This is a genomic window from Brevibacterium sp. LE-L (assembly GCF_050214925.1).
Lineage (GTDB): Bacteria > Actinomycetota > Actinomycetes > Actinomycetales > Brevibacteriaceae > Brevibacterium.
The window spans coordinates 2,423,285-2,442,709 of sequence record NZ_CP189759.1 but is presented as its reverse complement, the minus strand read 5'-3'; the positions used below and the strand labels follow the sequence as shown (position 1 = coordinate 2,442,709).

The following is a 19,425-nucleotide window of genomic DNA, read 5'->3' as shown; positions in this document are numbered from 1 at the left end:
GGGCGATTCAGACCCCTTCGAGCGTCGGCGCCAGGTCGGTGAGTGCCTGCCCGATGACTGGGCTCGCCGCGGACGCGATGACGACCTCCGGGTCGCCTTCGAGGATGATCGCGCCGTAGAGGTCGCGCTGTTCGATCTGTTCGAGCGCGCTCGCCCGATCCGTTACTCGGTGCAGGGTGATCGCGTCGGTGCCGACTTGGCTGCTGGCCGACTTGTACTGGGAGTCGGTGGCGACGATGCCGACGGGGATGTTGCGGGGTTCGGCGTTCACCGACGTCCAGGTGAACGCGAGCGCGATCACCGCCGCGAGCACGGATGCGCCGGCGGCGAGGACGGCCACAAGTCTCCAGGGCGAACGCAGTAGTGGACTGGATGCAGACATGAGCGGTGACCTTTCAGATCGGAAGAAGATGGGAACCCCGGCTCCGGGCGGCTATTCGCCGGCGGGCGGGTGTTCGGTCAGGCGGCGTTCGAGGGCGGGGCGGAGCCGGTAGATCAGGGCGAAGTTCGCCGCGATCACCACGGTGAACACGACCGTCCAGGCGCCGACCGCGAGCGGCGCCTGCGCCTGCCGGATGAGCTCGACGATGGCGTAGAGACACCAGGGCAGGGTGATCGCGGAACTGAGCACGGACGGGGTGCGCATCCCCAGTCGGATCGCCTCGGCGATGTGCGAGACCAGGTGCAGCGTGTACGGGATCATCAGCCCGGCGAACACCGCCGGCTGCTCAATGAGCACGACCGTGAAAGCGATGACGGCGAAGATGACGTACTCCTCGAAGATCATCGCCGCGATGATCGAGGTGCTGGTGTTCCGGAACGACCAGAACACCTGGCGTCGAGCACGCGGGTCGTCGCGGTGCCGGGAGAGCCAGGGACGGATGGTGACGATCTCCTCGAACTCGTGCACCAGGAACAGCGCCACGCTGATCCACACGATCAGGTCCAGGCTCATACCGGCGCCACCGCCCAGTGCTCGTGAGCCGATACGCTACGAAGCGTAGTCTGTCGGTGACGGGAGGAACGATCATGACGAACACTCAGGCGCCCGAGGCCCGCGGCGCGGCCCGCCGCGCCCGCACCGATGAGCGCCTCGCAAGCACGGTCGCCGGGCAGGTGCGCGAACACGGCTACGCGAGGCTCACCATTGAGAAGGTGGCCGCCGCATCCGGGGTGGCGAAGACCACGATCTACCGCCGCTGGGCGTCGAAAGCCGAGATGGTGTTCGATCTCGTCGTCCACCGCGCCGACCAGGCGCCCCCGATCAACACCGGTACGCTCGCCGGCGACGTTAAGGCGCTCGCCGAGCGCGCCGTCGCACTGGTCACGGGCGATCCCGGCCGGGATGTGCTGCCGGGCCTGCTGGCGGATATGGCTGGAGACGCGCAGCTTGCCGCCCGGCTGCGGGAGGCGTTCGTGAGCGCCGCCCGCGATGACATCACCGCGACCCTCGACCGGGCACTCGACCGGGGCGAACTGACCGGAGAAGCCGACGCAGACGGGTTTCACGCCGCGCTGCTGGGGATTCCCTACGCGCACGTCCACCTGCTCGCCGATGACGGCGCAGGCCGCCTCTCGGAGCGATTGGCCGATCAGCTGCTCCGCCTGCTCCCACTGCGGCACTGACGCGGGCTCTCCCGACTCCGCCGAGGGCCGTACCGCCCCAACCGCCAGTCCTGTTGCCCTCGTCGGGGGCTTGTTGTGTTCCTGCATACACTCAATGCTACGCTACGTATCGTTGTGAATGAACAGGAGGCAGTCGATGAGTGAGCAGTCCATGTGGGCGGTGCAGTACGGCCGGTACGGCGGGCCGGAGGTGTTGGAGATCGGCAGGGTGCCGCGTCCGCGCCCGTCGGGGAAGCAGGTGCTGGTCGAGGTCGCGGCGTTCAGCGTGAACGCGACCGACCTGATGGCCCGCCAGGGCAAGATGAAAGGGATGAACGGGCTCGGGTTCCCCAAGGGCACCGGCGTGGACTTCTCCGGCACCGTCATCGAGACCGGGCCGAGCGTGACGAATCTGAAGATCGGCGACCGGGTGTGGGGCTACATCGGGATGAAGCCTCCCGGCAAGCACGCGGCCGCCGCCCAGTTCCTCACGATCCGCGCCGACCAGATCGCCACCGTACCCGAGAGCATCCGGCTGGGGGACGCGGCCGCGCTGCCTTTGGTCGGGCTGACCGCGCTGCAGGCGCTCCGCGGTGCGCTGAAGGTCACCCACGGCAAGCGCGTGCTCGTCGTCGGTGGCTCCGGCGGTGTCGGCAGCACCGCGATCCAAATCGCCGCCGCCCTGGGCGCGACCGTCGACGCCGTCGCCGGAGCCCGCGGCGACATCGCAGAGCGGGCCGGCGCGCAGCGGGTCTACGACTACCAGTCCGTCGAGCCCAGTCAGATCGAGGGGCGCTATGACGCGATCCTCGACACCGCCACCGCCGACCTGCGCGCCTACCGCCGCCTACTGAACCGCGGCGGACGCATCGCCGCCCTCACCCCCGCGGCGCTCCCGGCGATCCTCGCATCCGCGTTTACGCCGGGGCCGCTCATCCACCTGGTGTCCGCGAAGCCGAACGCCGACGATCTGGCCTGGCTCGCGCGGGCTGTGGACGCGGGATCGATCGTCCCGATCATCGACGCCACCTACCCCCTGCAGCGCATCATGGACGCCCACCGAGAGACCGAGGCCGGGCCGGCGGGCGGCAAACGGATCGTCATCACGCAGCGCCCCTGATGTCGTAGATATTCTCAATGAGGAGCCAGCTCCGCCCGGTAGGGTTGGAGAGCATGATGACGTCAGCATCGGCCGCGAGGGCTCCACGAGAGTCCCCAAGAGGTCTTGCTGTCAGTGCGTCGCCTCAACGGCCAGGGTGGGTACATGCGCATCAACGGTTGATTGGCGTGGTGGCCTCCGCGTTGGTGTTCGGGTACGACCTGTTGTTCCTCTTGAGCCGCTTCACCTGGAGCGAGATCTCGCTCGGGGCTTTCGTGGGGGCGGTCCTGTTGTCGCTAGTGATGTGCGCGCTCTACGTGTTCCGCTGGCCCGCGCCAGCACTGGTCCTCTATGGGGTTCTTGCTGCCGCGGCGATGCAGACCGTGCTCGGAGTGGGGCTGGCCCCTGCGTCCATGCTGATTCTGGGCCTGATGCTCTACACACTTGGTTCGTGGTCTAGCTGGAAGATGGTTGTCCCTGCCCTACTGCTGTCGGCCGTTTGGGCGGTGATTGCTGCGGTTCCGGTCGTCCGGGCTGAGCGTGCCCGGGTGGGCGAGATCGGGATGCTCATCCTTGCGTATCTCGTGGCCGTGCTCGTCGGGCGGTTGTCGCGCAGCAGGCGAGAACGGATGGAAGCATTACAGGAGCGTGCTGATCGGCTGGCGCGGGAGCGCGACGCGCAGGCGCGGGTCGCCGCCGCAGAAGAGCGGGCAAGGATCGCCCGCGAGATCCACGACATCGTTGCGCACGGGCTGGGCACGATGGTCGTCGTCGCCGACGGTGCGACCGTCACCGTCGACGCTGAACCAGGAAGGGCGAAGGCGATGATGGCGCAAGTACGCGACACCGGACGGACAGCGATGACGGACATGCGGCGGATGCTAGACGTGCTCCGGGAGGATGCCGAGCCGTCGAAGGCGCCGCAGCCGGGGCTCGCCCAGCTGGACCGGCTGATCGAGCCGCTGCGAAAGACAGGCCTGCGCGTGGAAGTGTCCCTCTCAGGTAGTCCGCGCGATCTCGCCTCCGGGGTGGATCTGGCCGCATACCGGATCGTGCAGGAGGCGCTGACAAATGCTCGCAAGCACGGCGGCCCGATGCTGAGCGTCGTGAACGTGTCGATCGCTTACACCGACGACGCCGTGGAAGTTCGTGTCGTAGATGACGGGCAAGGGCCGGCGGGCGATCCTGGCTCGGGCCTGTCCGGCGGCCATGGGCTGGTGGGGATGCGCGAGCGGGTGGCCGCCTACGACGGGGAGCTGACGCTTCGCCCGCGTGCCCGCGGAGGTTTCGAGGTCCATGCCGTGCTGCCCATCGGAGGTGACGAATGACGATCCGGCTCGTGCTGGTCGATGACCAGGAGATGTATCGGATGGGATTCCGGGCGGTGCTGGAGTCACGGCCGGAGTTCGAGGTCGTCGGCGACGCCGACGACGGCGACACCGCGCTCGATCTGCTGCGAGAGGTCGAGGCCGACGTCGTGGTGATGGACGTGCGGATGCCGCGCCTGAACGGGGTGGAGGCCACCCGTCGCATCCGCGAGGCGGGCGGCCCGCGGGTGCTGGTGCTGACCACCTTCGACCTGGACGAGTACGCCTACGACGCTCTCCAGGCCGGCGCTTCCGGGTTCCTGCTCAAGGATGCCCCGCTGGACGAGCTGGCCGCCGCGATCGCGCACGTGCACAACGGCGACGCCGTGGTCGCGCCGAGCACGACCCGGCGCCTGCTGGACCATTTCTCCCCACCGGCAGTCGAGCCTGCGGCCTCGGACCCGGTCGAGAACGCCCGGCTGGAGGAATTGACCCCGCGCGAGCACGAGGTGCTCACGCTGATCGGGCACGGCCTGTCGAACGGGGAGATCGCGGAACGGCTGGTCGTCTCCGAGAACACCGTCCGCGTGCACGGGCAGCGCATCCTCACCAAGCTCGGGCTGCGCGACCGCGTCCAAGCCGTGGTGCTTGCCCACCGAGTCGGACTCGTCACAGCTTCGGAGCTGTGATCGGCCAGCATCCCTGACTCGCACGCCCGTGGGTTCCTGTATCTGACTCGGCGAGGTTCAGCGAGCGCCGGGTAATGCAGATCGACTACTCCGAGCATGCCCGTAATGCGGATCGACTACGCAAAGTTAGTCGTTTGAGCAGACGACGTGCCGCGGCACACTCGGGAGCATTGAAGACATGTCATACGTCGTCGCCACCGAGAAGCTGACCAAGAAGTATGGGGATCGCACTGTCGTGCAGGATCTCGACCTGCGCATCCCCGAGGGAGCCGTGTACGGGTTCCTCGGCCCGAACGGGTCGGGCAAGTCGACCACGATGAAGATGCTCCTCTCCCTCATCCGCCCCACAAGCGGAGAGGCCCAGGTGTTGGGGCAGCCGATGAACCGGAACACACGCCGAGAGCTACTTGGCCAAATCGGGTCACTCATCGAATCACCTCCCGGTTACGCACACCTCACCGGCCGGGAAAACATGCGTATCACTCAACGACTACTCGGCATCACCGACCAGCAGGTGGATTTCGCCGTGCGCACCGTACGGATGCAAGACCAAATGGACAAGAAGGTCCGTGAGTTCTCTCTGGGGATGAAGCAGCGCCTCGGCATCGCGATGGCGCTGGCACGTCAGCCGAGATTCCTCATCCTCGACGAACCGACCAACGGCCTCGACCCCGCGGGAATCGAGGAGATCCGCGACCTCATGAGACGTCTGGCCAGCGGCGGAGTCACTGTAATGGTGTCTTCCCACCTGCTCGGTGAGATCGACAAGACCGCCACCATGCTGGGAATCCTCAGTCAAGGACGCATGATCTTCCAAGGAACACGCGACGAACTCTTCTCCGCAGCCATCCCAGATGTCCTCATCGACTGCAACGACCCGAAACGCGCCCTACGCCTCTTCGCACCCCACTACGAGGCCAGCCTCACCAACGAGACACTGCGCATCCCTGGAATCGATGACCGTACCACCTCGGGCGTCGTGGCCGCTCTTGTCAGTGAAGGGATCGGGGTCTACGGGGTACGTCGCGACGAACAGACACTCGAGGACGTGTTCATGAACCTCACCGCTGGTGGTGGGCTGTGAGAACGAAGGCGATGGTCAACGAATTCGCAAAGATGCGCCACCTGAGAGTCTGGTTGCTCACGCTGATCTTAGCTGTGCTCGCGATCGGAATCGGGCTTTACGGGTCCACTATGCTCGGACCCGACTTCGACCCGGCATCGGACGACGCATGGAACTCCGTACTCAGCGCATCCGGATTCACCCTCGCCGGGCCACTCCTACTTGCAGTAATAGCGAGCCGCCAAGTAGATATTGAACACCAAGGCAACGGTTGGCTCATGTCGGCCACGTCCGGAGTGACTTCAGGCGGACTCTGCCGAGCCAAGCTTTTCTCTCTTGGCATCATGGTCACGATCGCAACGATCGCGGTCAGTGGCGCACTTCTTTCGGTCGGGCTGCTGTTCGGCGTGACCGCTCCCATTCCAGGCGGCAGGTGGATAGGGTTCACTGCCTGCATCATCGTGGTCAACCTGGTCCTGCTCGCGCTGCACATTGTTGTCTCGACCAGGATTGAGAACCAGCTTGTCGGCATCGGCATAGGACTCCTCGGTACCGTCCTTGCCCTTTTCGGCAACGAGATTCCTGCTTGGATGGCGCACCTGACGCCCTGGGGATATTACGCGCTGTCGACTGCAGCCGAATACCAAGACGGTGTCCTCGTCGGGCTCACTCCGTCATACGCGAGTGTCCTCGCTCTCGGCGCCGTCGCAACCACCGTGTTCATTCTTTTCACCGGCCGCCTCGACCGCCAGGAGGTCTGACATGAGAACAATCCAAGCTGAGTTCACGAAGCTCAAGCGCTCCCTCGGCTGGGCCATCGTCCTGCTCCTGCCTCTCGTGATGGTGATTTCCGGATCGATCATGACTCTCGTTGACGGTAGGCCATTGGAAGACGGCTGGCACACATTATGGATGAGATCCATCGTCTTCTACGGACTCTTCCCGCTCGCGGTCGGAGTGGCCATCCTCGGCTCTCTCGTGTGGCGAGTCGAACACCGCGGCAGCAACTGGAACGCCCTCATGAGCGGCCCGACTCCTTCGCTGTACATCGTCGCCGCGAAGACCACCGTCATCGCCATCATGACCACACTCATGCAGGTCGTCGCGCTCATCACGGTGATTCTCGTCGGGAAACTTGCCTTCGGACTCCCGGGTCTGCTTCCCGCCAAGTACGTGTTCGCGACCGTCCTCGTGATGCTGGCCTGCATCCCAGTCGCCGCTCTTCAATCCGGCATGTCGATGCTCATGCGCTCGTTCGCCGCGCCGATCGCTATCGCATTCTTGGGAGCCGGAGTCTCAACCTTCCTGCTCGTGCTCCGAATCGATCCCGTGATCTTCATCAGCCCCTACGCCTTGATCAGCCGTACCACCCAACTGGGAACCGGCACGTTCGCTGACACCGGATACATCACCGCACCCATCGTGAGTTCGATCATTATCGCGACAGGTTTGCTCACCGCGGTCGCCATGGCGATCTCAGCGCTCATCCTGGAACGCACCGATACCCGAACGTAGAGCGTGCACCAGCTCGAATTAGCAAGCTCTGAATACAGCATTCGACATGAGGAGAGGATCGATCATGGCCAATCCGCACGACGACACACCCAGCTTCTGGAACTCAGAAACTTCGATACCGAAGCCTCGGAACCTCCCTGTTCAGGCACCGGACAACGAGACGAAGTTCAACGCAGAGCCCGGCCCAGGGCTCAGTATCGGAGCGATCATCCTGGGTCTCCTCTCGCTTCCCAGTTCATTGCTCCTGCCACCCTTTGCGGCGCTCCTCGCAATAGCGGGAACCGTGCTGTCGGGTATCCAAATCAAACGAAGTTCCCGCCGGCCAAAACTTGCCATCGGAGCAGTTTCATTCTGTATTGCGTCACTCGTGCTCGCGATCGGAATGACCTTCTACGCTTACATGGCCGGCCCCACGGAAAGCGCGTGAGGGTCGCCGCTGCGGGTGAATGAGGACGGATGTCCCAGCGTGCACTGCGCGGTTATCAGGTGTTGTTGGCGCGGACGCAGACGGTGCATCGCCCGGTCGGGCCACTGGCGTATGACTGCGTGAAAGTCATCATCGTCCGCGACGGTAGCGCGATCCTGTTCAGCGAGTTCGGGCAGAAACCGGTCCGACCCGGCGATGTGGTTGTGCTTGGCCCGAACGTCTTGTGCGGGTCCGAGCCTGAAGGTCACATCACCGTCACGACGATCTACGCCGACACCGACTATGTGATCGATCAGGCGTTCTGGCAGTACGCGGCGATCCTCCACGACCGGCTCGACGCGCCAGGGTTCGTGCGGGAGGCGTTCACCGATCCGGCGCAGATCATCCGGCTCGGTGAGGAGCGTGCGGGGTTGTTGATGCCGTGGCTGGACGAGTTGGTCGCGCTGAGCGTCGATGGAGAATTGGAGAGGTTTCATCGGACGCAGGCGTTGTGGTTCGCGATCATGGACCGCATCGCCCCGTACCTCCACGTCACCGATCACCGGATTTCGCCGTCGCAGCGGGCGCGGGTGGTGCCGGTGCATCCGCGTGTGCGGCGGTTCGCGCCGACGCGGAGCGAGGCCGCCGAGGTACGCGAAGCACTAATGGGGGCGATCGCGTATTCGTGGACGCTGGGCGAGCTGGCTGAGGGTGTGCATCTGTCCAGGAAGCAACTTGCCCGCGTGTTCTCGAACGCGTATGGGAAAACACCGCAAGCGTTCTTGACGATGCTGCGGGTCGAGGAGATGGCCCGCCTGCTCCGCGAGACGAACCTCACGATCGAGCAAGCCGCGCAACGGGTGGGGTGGCGCTCCCGCAACCGCGCCACGATCGCCTTCACCCGCGCGACCGGGATGACGCCGAGCGCCTACCGGGCGCTGCGGGTCACCGGGAACCAGCATCCAGCTTGACCCCGTGACCCGCATGCCGGCCTCAGTGAACAGGAACGGGGTTGCGAGTCCCGCAATCGTTCGAGGGGCGGCCCACACAGTCGCGCAGTCGGATGGGTGTTGGCGGTTGCAAACTCTTCGGGCTATCTCCGCTCGGCTGCGACGAGCCGTCCGCACCGAGTGGGTACGTGTCGGTCAGTCATGGTCGGTGCTGGTGGCCTGGTGTTGATGGTCGGTGATCGCGGTGGCCAGGGCGCGCTCGTGCGCGCGAAGGTGCCTGATCTGCTCACGCAGGCTTTGAAGATGCTCGGCCAGGAGATCGAGTCCTGCCCGTGCGCCGTCCTCGCCCTGGGCGCGGAGCGCGGCGTACTCGCGCATCCGGGCGATGGGCATCCCGGTTTCTCGGAGTCTGCGCAGGAACCGGACCCATTCGATGTCGCTGGGCTGGTAGCGGCGCTGGTTTCCCTGCGTGCGGACGATCGGATGGATCAGGCCGGCGCGTTCGTAGTAGCGCAGCGTATGGCCGGTGACGCCGGTCGCTTCGGCCATCTCCGCGACCGCCAGCCCCGCAGCTCCCGAAGACCGCGACGCAGGGGCGTTCTCATCTACCATAGGTATCGATCCTAACTTAGAGCGTACTCTAACTCTTAGCCTTGATCTGCAAGAGGTGTGAACGCTCAAAGGGTGGTGAGGATCGGGTGCGGACGGCGGTACCGACGCGGGACGGTCTCGGGGTTCCGAATGACAGTGAGTCCGAGCTGCCGAGCGAGAGTCTGTGGCTGATGAGCCGGGCTGGTCGTGGGGCCGTACGCCTGGCAGGTGCTCTCTCCGGCGTGGGGCTCCACTCCGGATCTCGTGCGGAGTTCCACCTATCGGCCGGCGCCCTCATGTACCTTCCTCGGTTCGCCGCCCTCGGACTGGTCGCGATTCTCTGGACACAGAGGTCTCGATGTCGACGTCGAGCACGCCCCGGATGATGAGACGATCTGGTTCGCTGGGATCAAGGTCCCTGTTGCGCGCGTGTTGGCCCACAGCTGGCCCGATGCCCCGAATCTCGGCGAAACCGCCGACATCGACTGGAACACGGTGCGGCTGGCGGACATCCTTCGCGGCGGCTTCGCGTACCAAAGGCGCGGGGCTCGCACCTGGGACCCGCTCGGGATCAGTCGTACGTGGCGACCGCAATCGAGGCACTGCAACCCGAAGCTCGCGGTGATCGAGAACGTGCGCAGGCTGCTGTCCGCCAACTGCAACCGCCAACCCGACCCGAGACGAGGCGCGCCCCATGACGACCGCAACCCCGAGCCCGCGACCGCCGTTCGCAACCAGGAGCATGCGCAAGCATTCCTCGCACGCTCCACACTGCGATGAACTACGAGTCACGTTGAACACGCCATGGCAAATGCCCTTTGAGCCCTTGTCTCGTGACGTTCTGCTGTCGCTACGGTGGAGGCGCCCTGTCCAGAGAGACGCTGTAGTGATCATCTGCACGTCGATTCATCGTGAACCGGCGAGCGTGACCTCAGTGGGTGCTCTGTTCGTGCGTCATCTCGGACATATCAGCGACGTATGGCGTGCGGGACGGGAAGGCGTGTCTGCGTGCGACGGCGATGATCAAGAGACTGAGCACGACGAACGAGGTCGCTGCGATCGGGATCGCGGTCGTGCCGATTCCGGCAAGGATGATGCCGCCGACGAGTCCACCGAGCGCCATCGCCGCGTTCCAGAGCGTGACGAGGATCGCTTGCGCGGTGTCGGCCGCAGCGGGGCTGTGCACCAAGGCCGCTCGCGGCGCCGCGGTCTGCAGGAGTGAGGGGATTCCGCCCCATCCAAGACCCCAGATGGCGATCGCGATCCAGATCAGGATCGGTGCCGAGTTCGTCGCCAAGACAGTACCGGCGATAACGAACAGGATCGAGGCCGCCAGCGCCAGGGCGCGCAAGCGGGTGTCGACGTATCGCCCGGTCAGCCAGATGCTGACGAGGCTGGCTGCACCGAACACGAGCAGGATGAGGTCGACCTGCGAGCCGAGACCCACGGCTTCGAGGTACGGGGCGATGTAGGAGTAGACGATGGTGTGCCCCAGCACATACAGCAGCACGACCGCCATGATGGGCAGAACCCCGGGGATCGCGAGCGTGGCTCGCGCGGTCGCCGCTCGCGCCGCATCATCCTGAGCACCGTTGGAGACAGCGGGGACGCCGCCCGCGATCCAGATGATCACGCCGATGGCTGCGACGGTGATCGCGAGAAACGCGGCGCGCCAGTCGAGGTGCTGGCCGATGAAGGTGCCCGCGGGCACGCCGAGCGCGAGCGCGACGGGGATGCCGGTCATGGCGATGGCGATCGCCCGCCCCTCCAGCCCAGCCGGGGCGAGTCGGCGCGCGTAGCCGGCGAGCACGGCCCAGGCGAGGCCCGCTGCGATGCCCGCGATGACGCGACCGGCGAGCATGATCGTGTAGATCGGGATCAGGGCGGTGAGCGTGTTCGCGACGGCGAAGATGGCCATCGACCACAGCAGTACCGTCTTGCGATTGAACGGAGCCGTGGCCCGGGCGAGAGGGATGGCGGTCAGGGCGGTGCCCGCCGCGTAGACGGTCACGGCCTGGCCGGACATGGCGGCACTGACGCCCAGGGTCGCCGACATCCCCGGCAGCAGTCCAGCGGGCAGGGTTTCGGTGAGCGCGGTGATGAACACGGCGGTGGAGAGCGCGAGCAGGGGCAGCCACGGCAGTCGGGTCTGCGTCTGTTCAGAGCGAGTCGTTGAAGTCATGGAACCATCGTGAAACCATCACATCAATGTGATGGTCAAGTCAGGGTCGTCGCACTACAGTGAGTGGGCATGAGGATCGGTGAACTTGCTCAGCGGACGGGCGCCTCGCGCCGGCTGCTGCGGTACTACGAGGAGCAGGGGCTGATCGTGCCGGATCGCTCCGACAACGGCTACCGAGACTACGACCCCCGATACGTCGACCGCGTGCGGCAGATCCGCGGCCTGCTTGGCGCGGGGCTCACCACCCGGATCATCAAGCAGATCCTGCCGTGCCTCGACAAGCCGCGCTCGATCCACTTCCCCGACGCAACCCCGGAAATGCTCACGCTGTTGCACGAAGAGCGCGACAAGCTCACCGAGCGCATCGATGTCCTCATCCGCAACCGCGACGCGATGACGGAATACCTCATCGAGGTCGAGCGCTGCAAGGCGCCCGAGGGGCCGGAGCGATCCGACGATCGGGCACGTGAGGCACAGATCGCCTGACTGCTCGCGGCGGGCTTTCACCCTCGACTCCGCTCGCTCGCTATTACGCGGAGGAGGGCGTTCCTTCCTCCGTGTAGTACCTCGTCAACGGCGTCGACAGCGACCTATCGCCGTCGGCGGCAGCGATCGTACGCAACAGATACTTGTACCCATCGCCCGCGCTCATCACCCGCATCGACACCGTCATACCCACCAGGTGAACCCGGCCAGCACGAGCCGAGGCGGCGCCTATCTCTGGACGGTGTTCCGTCGGTGGCGCGGTCTCGTCCCCTCTGATGTCCAGCCTGGAACGCTAGCCTTGGACAGCATGGTAGCCAGGACGACTCTCGACGCTAGTCACGAAGCGTCTACGCCTCAGGGCTGGGCGTGGGCTTATCGACGTCTCATCGATGCAGCAGTTGCGATACTGGTGTTCGCCTACGACCTCCTGTTCCTTGTCTCCATGCTGGTAGGCGGCGAGTTCACGCCGCTGATGTTCGTAACCGCACTGGTGCTGTCGCTTGCGATCTGCGTGCTCTATCTGTTCCGGCACCGGTCGCTCCCGTGGACTTTTGCTGGCATGTTCACCGCAGCGACGGCGCAGGTCGCCATCGGGATCGGGCTCGCGCCGGCCTCGGTGACCGTGCTGGGGTTCATGCTGTACGCGATCGGTTCGTGGGGAACTTGGAGACTGCTGATCCCAGCTGTCGTACTGACGGCAGGATGGACGGTGCTCGCCGGTATTCCGGTGGTGCGGGACGATCGTGCGCGCGTCGGCGAGATCGGGATGCTGATGCTCGCCTACGTCCTCGTTGCACTCGTGGGGCGCCTCCTCCGTGGACGACGCGAACGATTCGAAGCATTGCAGGCACGTGCCGAGCAGTTGACGCGGGAACGGGATGCGCAGGCAGCGATCGCGGCCGCAGAGGAGCGGACACGGATCGCCCGGGAGATCCACGACATCGTCTCGCACAGCCTGGGCACGATGGTGGTAATGGCCGACGGCGCCGCGCAGACGGCGACTGCAGACCCCGAGCAGGCGGGGGTCGCGATGGCGCAGGTGCGCGACACCGGCCGTGACGCGATGAACGAGATGCGGCGGATGCTCGGGGTCCTGCGCACCGCTGATCCCACAGGTCGTTCGCCGCAGCCCGGGTTGGGCGAGGTGGATCGGCTGGTGGCGGAGGTGCGTGCGACGGGGTTGCGGGTCGATGTCTCAACTGCGGGCGTGCCGGTGCAGCTGCCGTCGGGTCTCGATCTGGCCGCGTTCCGGATCGTGCAGGAGGCGCTGACGAACGCGCGCAAGCACGGCGGGCCGCTGTTGAGCTTGGTGAAGGTGTCCGTGACCTACCGACGCGATGCAGTGGACCTCATCATCACTGATGACGGACGCGAGCCCGCCGCTGTGCCGGCCGGGGCGGGTGGAGGGCACGGCCTGGTCGGGATGCGCGAGCGCGTCGACGCCTACGGAGGCGCGCTGCGCGCCGGCCCTCGTCCGGGCGGCGGTTATGAAGTGCACGCGACGTTGCCCCTGGGAGGTGGTGCGGGATGACGATTCGGCTGGTGCTGGTCGATGACCAGGAGATGTATCGGGCGGGCTTCCGGATGGTGCTGAGCAGCCGTCCCGAGTTCGAGGTCGTCGGCGATGCCGACGATGGCGACACCGCGTTGGAGTTGCTGCGCACAGTCGAGGCGGACGTGGTGCTGATGGACGTGCGGATGCCTCGCATGGACGGGGTGGAGGCGACCCGGCGCATCCGCGAGAAAGACGGCCCGCGGGTGCTGGTGCTGACCACGTTCGATCTGGACGAGTACGCCTACGACGCGATTCAGGCCGGCGCCTCCGGGTTTCTGCTGAAGGACGCCCCATTGGAAGAGCTTGTCGCGGCGATCCGGCATGTCCATGATGGCGATGCCGTGGTCGCGCCGAGCACCACCCGTCGTCTGCTGGATCGCTTCGCCGAACAGCGGCCCCACCCTGCTCACGATCGCACTTGGAATGGAGAGGGCATCTCCGAGTTGACGGCGCGAGAGCGCGAGGTGCTGGAACTCATCGCTCAGGGGCTGTCGAACGGTGAGATCGCCGAGCGTCTGGTGATCGCCGAGAGCACGGCGAGGGTGCATGTCGGTCGCATCCTCGCGAAGCTCGGACTGCGCGACCGAGTCCAGGCGGTCGTGATGGCCTATCAGATCGGGATCGTCCGCACCGGCACGTAAGCAGATCGAGTACGCGACCGGCTGCGGATAAGCAGAACGCGTAGCGAAAGATAGTCGTCCAGGCAGACGATTCCTCGCGTGATTCTGGCGAGAGTGGATGTCATGTCACTCGTCGTCTCCACCGAGAAGCTCACCAAGTCCTACGGCTCCCGCACCGTCGTCCAAGACCTGGACCTGCGCATTCCCGAAGGGTGCGTCTACGGGTTCCTCGGCCCGAACGGTTCGGGCAAGTCCACCACGATGAAGATGCTACTGTCTCTGATCCGCCCGAGCAACGGGCAGGTGCAGATCATGGGCCGCCCGATGAACCGGAGCACCCGTCGGGAACTGCTCGGGAAGATCGGGTCGCTGATCGAGTCGCCTCCCGGCTACGGGCACCTTACCGGCCGGGAGAACATGCGCATCACCCAGCGCCTGCTCGGGTTGAACGACCAGCAGATCGACTTCGCCGTGCGCACGGTGCGGATGCAGAACCAGATGGACAAGAAAGTCCGCGAGTTCTCCCTCGGCATGAAGCAGCGCCTCGGCATCGCCATGGCGCTCGCGAGGCAACCGAGGCTGTTGATCTTGGACGAGCCGACGAATGGCCTGGACCCTGCTGGCATTGAAGAGATCCGCGATCTGCTCCGCCGCCTCGCCGAGGGCGGGATCACCGTCATGGTGTCCTCGCATCTGCTCGGCGAGATCGACAAGACCGCGACCATGCTGGGCATCCTCAGCCAGGGCCAGATGATCTTCCAAGGCACCCGCGACCAGCTCTTCTCTGCCGCGACCCCGGATGTGCTCATCGACTGCACACACCCCAGCCGGGCACAGCAACTCTTCGCGCGGCACCACCAGACGACCTTGGAGAACTCGACGCTACGGCTGCCGGGTGCTGACGACCGCACCACCGCGGGCGTCGTCGCCGCGCTCGTCAGCGAGGGAATCGGCGTCTACGGCGTGCGCCGCGACGAACAGACCTTGGAGCAGATCTTCATGAGCCTGACCGCGGGCGGTGGACTGTGAACGGGACGGCGGTGCGCAACGAGTTCGCGAAGATGCGGCACCTGCACCTCGGCTTGCTCATCGCGCTGCTGGGCGTCATCATGCTCGGGATCGGCCTGTTCAGCTCGCTGGGCAGCCCGGACTTCGACCGTGCGACGCAGGATTCCTGGAACACGCTCATCGGCGGCACCGCGTCGGGTATCACTCTGGCCGCGCCGCTGCTGCTCGCGGTGATCGCCAGCCGGCAGGTCGATATCGAGCACCAGGGCAACGGCTGGCTCATGTCGGCCACCTCCGGCATCACCCCCGGCGGGTTGTGCCGAGCGAAGTTCCTCGCCCTCGGCCTCCTCGTCGCTGGGGCCACCGTCGTCACCAGCGGGCTGCTCGCGGGTGCCGGGCTGCTGCTGGGCATCACGGCCCCGTTCCCGGCCGGGCGATGGATCGGCTTCACGGCAGCACTGCTCGCGGTCAACCTCGTACTGATCGCCCTGCATACGCTCATCGCCGCACGGGTGGAGAACCAGCTTGTCGGCATCGGCATCGGTCTGCTCGGAACGATCCTCGCCCTGTTCGGCACCGCCGTTCCCGCGTGGATCTCCCACCTCACCCGCTGGGGCTACTACGCCCTGGCCACTGCATCCGGCTACGTCGACGGCGTTCTCGTCGCGGTCACGCCCGCCTATCTGAGCATCGCCGCGCTCTGTGTCATCGCGGGCGTCGCGTTCCTGCTCCTCACCCGCCAGTTTGACCGAAAGGAGGCCTGACGTGAACGCCATCGGTGCAGAACTCGTCAAGCTCAAGCGCTCCCTGAGTTGGGCCGTCGTCGTCCTGCTTCCCATCACCCTTGTCGTCTCCGGATCGGTCATGACCCTCATCGACGGGCGCCCGCTCGAAGACGGCTGGCACACGCTCTGGATGCGTTCGATCGTGTTCTACGGCCTGTTCCCCCTCGCGGTCGGCATCGGGATCCTCGCCTCACTGATCTGGCGGGCCGAGCACCGCGGCAGCAACTGGAACGCGCTCATGAGCGGGCCGACGTCCTCGCTGCGCATCGTCCTGGCGAAAGCCACGGTCATCGGGATGCTGGCCGCGATCATGCAGGTGCTCGCAGTAGCGACCACCATCGTGCTCGGCAAGCTCGTCTTCCAGTTGCCCGGCTTCCTGCCCGGCGAGTACCTGATCGCAGCGGTCGTCATCATCGTGGCCTGCTTCCCGGTCGCCGTGCTGCAGTCCTGGCTCTCGATGCTCATGCGTTCCTTCGCCGCGCCCGTCGCGGTCGCCTTCGTCGGTGCGGGCATCTCCGCGTTTCTGCTCGTGCTCAAGCTGACACCGGCTATCTTCATCAGCCCCTACGCCACCGTCAGCAGAGCCACCCAGCTCGGCACCTCCACCTTCGCCGACACCGGGGAGGTCACCGGGCCTGTCGTCGCTCTCATCATTGGAGCCGCGCTCATCCTGTCCGCCGTCCTCACCACCGCGAACACCGCCGTCCTCGAACGCGGCGACACCCGAACCTGAACTCTCCGCCCTCTGTCCGTGAGAGCGCACACGTTCTCGCCTTCGATGCCTCAGAAAGGTCGATCATGTCCACGCCTCACCAGCCCCAGCACCCCGACCAGCACGCCACCGGGACGAATGCCCGATTCTGGCAGGAGACCGGCGATGCGATGGCCCCAGCGTCCGCACCCGTCGAAGACACCACACCCGAGCACCGCAGGAACGGCAGCCGCGGCTACGGTCTCACCGCCTTGATCATCGCTGCCTGCTCGATCGTGCTCGGCATCGTCACACCCCACTTCGCCGCCATTCTCGTCGCCGGCGGTGCCGTGGTCGCAGGGATCGGCATGCGCAAGTGCGCAGGCGGCCCGCGTAAACTCGCCGCCGCCGGGCTCATCGTCTCGGCGATCGTGTTCGTCCTCTGCGTCGTCTACACGATCATCGTCTACGCAGTTATGGGCCCCAGCATCTACCAGGGTCTCTGAACGCCACCCAAGACACTCCTCCCGATAGGAGCAACAGCGTGACGAGGAGGAAGGGGTACTCGCTGGCATGTGGTGTCGCTTGGCTGGCGCGGGCTGTGAGAGGTAATGCTGGGGTTACCTCTGACTGGGGTGGCAGCGTCATCGACTGATTGGCGCGTACCGCGTGAGATGGACATATGGTTCTTCATCCGGCTTCGCTCCCTCCTGCACCGACGATTCACGCCGACCAGATTGTCAAGGTCCCAACTGGCAGCGTCGGGCAGCCTCCTATTCTTCGGGGCGTCTCTCTGAATCTGACTGGTGGTGGACTCACCGCGGTGGTCGGGCCCAGCGGCGCTGGCAAGACGTCCCTGCTCTACTGCCTCAGCGGCCTCGACAAACCGGATCAGGGGCAGGTGGCGATCAACGGCACCGATCTCTACTCCCTCGGGGACGAGAAGCGCACCCGGTTCCTTCGAGACACTGCGAGCTTCGTGTTCCAGCAGTACAACCTCATCGGCTACCTCACTGTGGAGGAGAACGTCCGGCTCCCGCATGCTCTGGCCAAGCGCAGAGTCGACCCTGACGCCGTGACGGACATCCTCGCCCGGTTCGGGCTGACGGAGAAGAGGTCCGCGAGGGTCGGCACGCTCTCCGGGGGTGAGCAGCAGCGGGCGGCGCTGTGCCGGGCGATCCTCATGCGGCCGTCGGTGATCTTCGCCGATGAGCCCACCGGCGCGCTCGACACCGCCAACACCGGCACCGTGCTGCGCGTCCTGCGGGACCTCGCCACGCACGACTGCTCGGTCGTGATGGTCACCCACGACGTCGAGTCCGCAGCGCTGGCCGACCGGATCGTGTTCATGCGCGACGGGATGATCGCCCATGTCACCGGACGGCTCGGTGTCGACGAGATCCTCCACGCCATGGCCCGGCTCGGAGGCAAGTGACATGCACACGTACGCCCGCCGCATCCTCCTATCCGATCTCGGCAGCTGGTGGCCCGCGATCGCCACTGTCGCCGCCGTGACCACGCTGGTCGGATTGTGCGCCGCGCAGTTCGCCTGGACGCACGACGCCCGCTTCGTCGCCGCGGCCGAGGCGCAGGGCCACTCGATCACCGAGTTCACGATCGTCTCCGAGACGATCTACATGCTCGTCGCCGCCCTCGCGCTGTTCTCGCTCACCGTCGTCGGCACGGCGACCGTGGAGTCCACCCGGCGCACGTTCTCCCAGTGGCGTCTGGTCGGGGCCACCCCGAGCGATGTCCGGCGCAGCATCTGGGCGCTGGTCGCCACGGCGGCGTGCATCGGTGCCGTGCCCGGCTCGATCCTCGCGCTCGGCCTGAGCTACCTCGTCGTCCCGGCGTTCAACCAGATGGCCGCACAAGGCTTCGACGCCCCGATCCTGCCGCCATCGATCCTCGCATGGCTCCTGTCCCTCGTCCTGGGCGTAATCACCTGCATGCTCGGAGCGTTCGGGCCGGCGCACCGGGCGTCGCGGACGCGGGCGATCGAGGTCTTCCGCGCCATCCCCGGCCGTCGCAGGACGGGCTGGTGGTGGCGTACCCCGCTGGCAGCGATCCTGGTGCTGACGTCTTTGGCCATGGTGGTCGCCGCGGCCGTCATGGGCCGATCCGAGGCCGGGGTGGCGGTGATGTTCAACCTCGCCATGAACGCCGGCATCTCGGCGGTGCTGTTCATCTACGTCGTCGGCCCGCTCCTCATTCCCCTCGTGCTCGCAGGCCTGGGCCGACTGGCCGGGTCTGTGGGCAGCGTCACAGGGCGACTCGCGGGCAAGGCCGCCGTCGAGCGGGCGGGCACCAGCGCGAACACCATCGCCCCGCTGGCAGCGGGCATCGGCGGTGTGGGCGTCATCCTCACCTCCGTCGAATCAGCGGCAGCGGTGGTCAGGTCCTTCGACAGCCGGGCGGAGACGAACCTCGCCGACACGCTCATCATGGCCGCGCTGATCTCTTTCGTCCTCCTGGTCACCTCTGCCGCGGTCGTCTCGCTCGCCTCACGCGACCTCGAACGCGAGCACTCGCTGTTGCGGATCGCCGGAATGCCCAGCCGCCGCATCACCCTCTGGTACGTCTGGCAGTCGTTCCTCCTCGCGCTGACCGGCACCGTGCTCGCACTCGTCCCGATCGTCATCACCTTGGCGACGACGGCCATCAGCTCCCACGCCTACGCCGGTCACCCGATCGTCGCCGTGCCGTGGACGACCCTGGTCCTCGGGTTCGTCCTGGCGTGGCTGGTCCTCTTCCTCGTCCAGTGGTGGCCTGCTCGGCCCTCGTTGTGCGCCGACGTCGCTGTGGGACTGAGATCGGCATGACGGAGACGGGGCCGAGTATGCGACAGCGAGAAGTTCCAGGGACGCCCGCGA

The 19,425-nt window shown here is 66.1% G+C and carries 23 protein-coding genes; 19 read left to right on the top strand and 4 right to left on the bottom strand.

The window, feature by feature from the left end; all coding sequences use genetic code 11:
• Positions 1–7: 7 nt before the first annotated feature.
• Positions 8–382 carry a hypothetical protein gene (locus ACQE2J_RS10960; protein WP_426936325.1) on the bottom strand — a complete coding sequence of 125 codons (375 nt, stop codon included), beginning with the start codon at positions 380–382 and terminating at the stop codon, positions 8–10.
• A 51-nt stretch (positions 383–433) separates the two neighbouring features.
• On the bottom strand, positions 434–955 hold the full coding sequence (locus ACQE2J_RS10955; RefSeq protein ID WP_127363288.1) for an HXXEE domain-containing protein: 522 nt from the start codon (positions 953–955) through the stop codon (positions 434–436).
• A gap of 74 nt (positions 956–1,029) precedes the next feature.
• On the opposite strand from ACQE2J_RS10955, the gene ACQE2J_RS10950 reads away from it, so the two are divergent.
• The 9 genes from ACQE2J_RS10950 to ACQE2J_RS10910 all read left to right on the top strand — a co-directional run bounded on the left by ACQE2J_RS10950 (position 1,030) and on the right by ACQE2J_RS10910 (position 8,655).
• Positions 1,030–1,626, top strand: coding sequence for a TetR/AcrR family transcriptional regulator (locus ACQE2J_RS10950; protein ID WP_127363287.1), 597 nt, complete (start codon positions 1,030–1,032; stop codon positions 1,624–1,626).
• A 136-nt stretch (positions 1,627–1,762) separates the two neighbouring features.
• A complete protein-coding gene (locus ACQE2J_RS10945) occupies positions 1,763–2,725 on the top strand; it encodes an NADP-dependent oxidoreductase (RefSeq protein ID WP_426936324.1) in 963 nt (320 codons plus the stop codon).
• 170 nt (positions 2,726–2,895) lie between these two features.
• Complete coding sequence (locus ACQE2J_RS10940; protein WP_181870162.1) at positions 2,896–4,032, top strand: sensor histidine kinase; 1,137 nt, start codon at positions 2,896–2,898, stop codon at positions 4,030–4,032.
• Positions 4,029–4,700, top strand: a complete 672-nt coding sequence (locus ACQE2J_RS10935; RefSeq protein ID WP_127363284.1) for a response regulator — start codon at positions 4,029–4,031, stop codon at positions 4,698–4,700. The genes ACQE2J_RS10940 and ACQE2J_RS10935 overlap by 4 nt, the downstream gene beginning before the upstream one ends.
• A 178-nt stretch (positions 4,701–4,878) precedes the next feature.
• Entirely contained in the window at positions 4,879–5,784 is a 906-nt protein-coding gene (locus ACQE2J_RS10930) for an ABC transporter ATP-binding protein (protein WP_114306109.1), read from the top strand.
• Between the two features lie 11 nt (positions 5,785–5,795).
• Positions 5,796–6,524 (top strand): ABC transporter permease, encoded by a 729-nt coding sequence (locus tag ACQE2J_RS10925; RefSeq protein WP_244223217.1) that lies wholly within the window; start codon positions 5,796–5,798, stop codon positions 6,522–6,524.
• Between the two features lies 1 nt (position 6,525).
• Positions 6,526–7,278, top strand: a complete 753-nt coding sequence (locus ACQE2J_RS10920; protein WP_114306110.1) for an ABC transporter permease — start codon at positions 6,526–6,528, stop codon at positions 7,276–7,278.
• A 64-nt stretch (positions 7,279–7,342) separates the two neighbouring features.
• Positions 7,343–7,705 carry a hypothetical protein gene (locus ACQE2J_RS10915; protein ID WP_127363283.1) on the top strand — a complete coding sequence of 121 codons (363 nt, stop codon included), beginning with the start codon at positions 7,343–7,345 and terminating at the stop codon, positions 7,703–7,705.
• A gap of 29 nt (positions 7,706–7,734) precedes the next feature.
• Positions 7,735–8,655 carry a helix-turn-helix transcriptional regulator gene (locus ACQE2J_RS10910; RefSeq protein WP_015780254.1) on the top strand — a complete coding sequence of 307 codons (921 nt, stop codon included), beginning with the start codon at positions 7,735–7,737 and terminating at the stop codon, positions 8,653–8,655.
• 174 nt (positions 8,656–8,829) lie between these two features.
• Here ACQE2J_RS10910 and ACQE2J_RS10905 read toward each other — a convergent pair whose 3' ends face one another.
• Complete coding sequence (locus tag ACQE2J_RS10905) at positions 8,830–9,246, bottom strand: MerR family transcriptional regulator (protein WP_015780255.1); 417 nt, start codon at positions 9,244–9,246, stop codon at positions 8,830–8,832.
• A 186-nt stretch (positions 9,247–9,432) separates the two neighbouring features.
• Here ACQE2J_RS10905 and ACQE2J_RS10900 point away from each other — a divergent pair, with 186 nt between their 5' ends.
• Positions 9,433–10,005, top strand: coding sequence for a hypothetical protein (locus ACQE2J_RS10900; protein ID WP_169307796.1), 573 nt, complete (start codon positions 9,433–9,435; stop codon positions 10,003–10,005).
• A gap of 151 nt (positions 10,006–10,156) precedes the next feature.
• Here the strand turns inward: ACQE2J_RS10900 and ACQE2J_RS10895 are convergent, their stop codons facing one another.
• Positions 10,157–11,407, bottom strand: coding sequence for an MFS transporter (locus ACQE2J_RS10895; protein ID WP_015780258.1), 1,251 nt, complete (start codon positions 11,405–11,407; stop codon positions 10,157–10,159).
• Between the two features lie 69 nt (positions 11,408–11,476).
• Here ACQE2J_RS10895 and ACQE2J_RS10890 point away from each other — a divergent pair, with 69 nt between their 5' ends.
• The 9 genes from ACQE2J_RS10890 to ACQE2J_RS10850 all read left to right on the top strand — a co-directional run bounded on the left by ACQE2J_RS10890 (position 11,477) and on the right by ACQE2J_RS10850 (position 19,374).
• Positions 11,477–11,893 carry a MerR family transcriptional regulator gene (locus ACQE2J_RS10890; protein ID WP_015780259.1) on the top strand — a complete coding sequence of 139 codons (417 nt, stop codon included), beginning with the start codon at positions 11,477–11,479 and terminating at the stop codon, positions 11,891–11,893.
• A 409-nt stretch (positions 11,894–12,302) separates the two neighbouring features.
• A complete protein-coding gene (locus tag ACQE2J_RS10885) occupies positions 12,303–13,424 on the top strand; it encodes a sensor histidine kinase (RefSeq protein WP_426936323.1) in 1,122 nt (373 codons plus the stop codon).
• Positions 13,421–14,089 (top strand): response regulator, encoded by a 669-nt coding sequence (locus ACQE2J_RS10880; RefSeq protein WP_190247126.1) that lies wholly within the window; start codon positions 13,421–13,423, stop codon positions 14,087–14,089. Before ACQE2J_RS10885 ends, ACQE2J_RS10880 begins: the two co-directional genes overlap by 4 nt.
• A 102-nt stretch (positions 14,090–14,191) precedes the next feature.
• Complete coding sequence (locus ACQE2J_RS10875) at positions 14,192–15,097, top strand: ATP-binding cassette domain-containing protein (protein WP_190247125.1); 906 nt, start codon at positions 14,192–14,194, stop codon at positions 15,095–15,097.
• Between the two features lie 11 nt (positions 15,098–15,108).
• Positions 15,109–15,840, top strand: a complete 732-nt coding sequence (locus ACQE2J_RS10870; protein ID WP_426936322.1) for an ABC transporter permease — start codon at positions 15,109–15,111, stop codon at positions 15,838–15,840.
• A gap of 1 nt (position 15,841) precedes the next feature.
• Positions 15,842–16,594: an ABC transporter permease gene (locus tag ACQE2J_RS10865; protein ID WP_426936321.1), complete on the top strand. Its 753-nt coding sequence runs from the start codon at positions 15,842–15,844 to the stop codon at positions 16,592–16,594.
• 65 nt (positions 16,595–16,659) lie between these two features.
• On the top strand, positions 16,660–17,058 hold the full coding sequence (locus tag ACQE2J_RS10860) for a hypothetical protein (protein ID WP_190247122.1): 399 nt from the start codon (positions 16,660–16,662) through the stop codon (positions 17,056–17,058).
• A gap of 176 nt (positions 17,059–17,234) precedes the next feature.
• Positions 17,235–17,987, top strand: coding sequence for an ABC transporter ATP-binding protein (locus ACQE2J_RS10855; protein ID WP_301499063.1), 753 nt, complete (start codon positions 17,235–17,237; stop codon positions 17,985–17,987).
• A 1-nt stretch (position 17,988) separates the two neighbouring features.
• The gene (locus tag ACQE2J_RS10850; RefSeq protein ID WP_426936320.1) at positions 17,989–19,374 is read left to right on the top strand and encodes an FtsX-like permease family protein; all 1,386 of its coding nucleotides are present in this window, start codon (positions 17,989–17,991) and stop codon (positions 19,372–19,374) included.
• The last annotated feature ends 51 nt before the right edge of the window (positions 19,375–19,425 follow it).

Bases quoted from the DNA above. Each gene is read 5' to 3' on its own strand.
- ACQE2J_RS10960 (WP_426936325.1), bottom strand. From the start codon at position 382: ATGTCTGCATCCAGTCCACTACTGCGTTCGCCCTGGAGACTTGTGGCC.
- ACQE2J_RS10875 (WP_190247125.1), top strand. From the start codon at position 14,192: ATGTCACTCGTCGTCTCCACCGAGAAGCTCACCAAGTCCTACGGCTCC.
- ACQE2J_RS10855 (WP_301499063.1), top strand. From the start codon at position 17,235: ATGGTTCTTCATCCGGCTTCGCTCCCTCCTGCACCGACGATTCACGCC.
- ACQE2J_RS10935 (WP_127363284.1), top strand. From the start codon at position 4,029: ATGACGATCCGGCTCGTGCTGGTCGATGACCAGGAGATGTATCGGATG.
- ACQE2J_RS10905 (WP_015780255.1), bottom strand. From the start codon at position 9,246: ATGGTAGATGAGAACGCCCCTGCGTCGCGGTCTTCGGGAGCTGCGGGG.
- ACQE2J_RS10895 (WP_015780258.1), bottom strand. From the start codon at position 11,407: ATGACTTCAACGACTCGCTCTGAACAGACGCAGACCCGACTGCCGTGG.
- ACQE2J_RS10850 (WP_426936320.1), top strand. From the start codon at position 17,989: ATGCACACGTACGCCCGCCGCATCCTCCTATCCGATCTCGGCAGCTGG.
- ACQE2J_RS10915 (WP_127363283.1), top strand. From the start codon at position 7,343: ATGGCCAATCCGCACGACGACACACCCAGCTTCTGGAACTCAGAAACT.
- ACQE2J_RS10860 (WP_190247122.1), top strand. From the start codon at position 16,660: ATGTCCACGCCTCACCAGCCCCAGCACCCCGACCAGCACGCCACCGGG.
- ACQE2J_RS10925 (WP_244223217.1), top strand. From the start codon at position 5,796: ATGGTCAACGAATTCGCAAAGATGCGCCACCTGAGAGTCTGGTTGCTC.
- ACQE2J_RS10910 (WP_015780254.1), top strand. From the start codon at position 7,735: ATGTCCCAGCGTGCACTGCGCGGTTATCAGGTGTTGTTGGCGCGGACG.
- ACQE2J_RS10920 (WP_114306110.1), top strand. From the start codon at position 6,526: ATGAGAACAATCCAAGCTGAGTTCACGAAGCTCAAGCGCTCCCTCGGC.
- ACQE2J_RS10945 (WP_426936324.1), top strand. From the start codon at position 1,763: ATGAGTGAGCAGTCCATGTGGGCGGTGCAGTACGGCCGGTACGGCGGG.
- ACQE2J_RS10880 (WP_190247126.1), top strand. From the start codon at position 13,421: ATGACGATTCGGCTGGTGCTGGTCGATGACCAGGAGATGTATCGGGCG.
- ACQE2J_RS10955 (WP_127363288.1), bottom strand. From the start codon at position 955: ATGAGCCTGGACCTGATCGTGTGGATCAGCGTGGCGCTGTTCCTGGTG.
- ACQE2J_RS10890 (WP_015780259.1), top strand. From the start codon at position 11,477: ATGAGGATCGGTGAACTTGCTCAGCGGACGGGCGCCTCGCGCCGGCTG.
- ACQE2J_RS10930 (WP_114306109.1), top strand. From the start codon at position 4,879: ATGTCATACGTCGTCGCCACCGAGAAGCTGACCAAGAAGTATGGGGAT.
- ACQE2J_RS10950 (WP_127363287.1), top strand. From the start codon at position 1,030: ATGACGAACACTCAGGCGCCCGAGGCCCGCGGCGCGGCCCGCCGCGCC.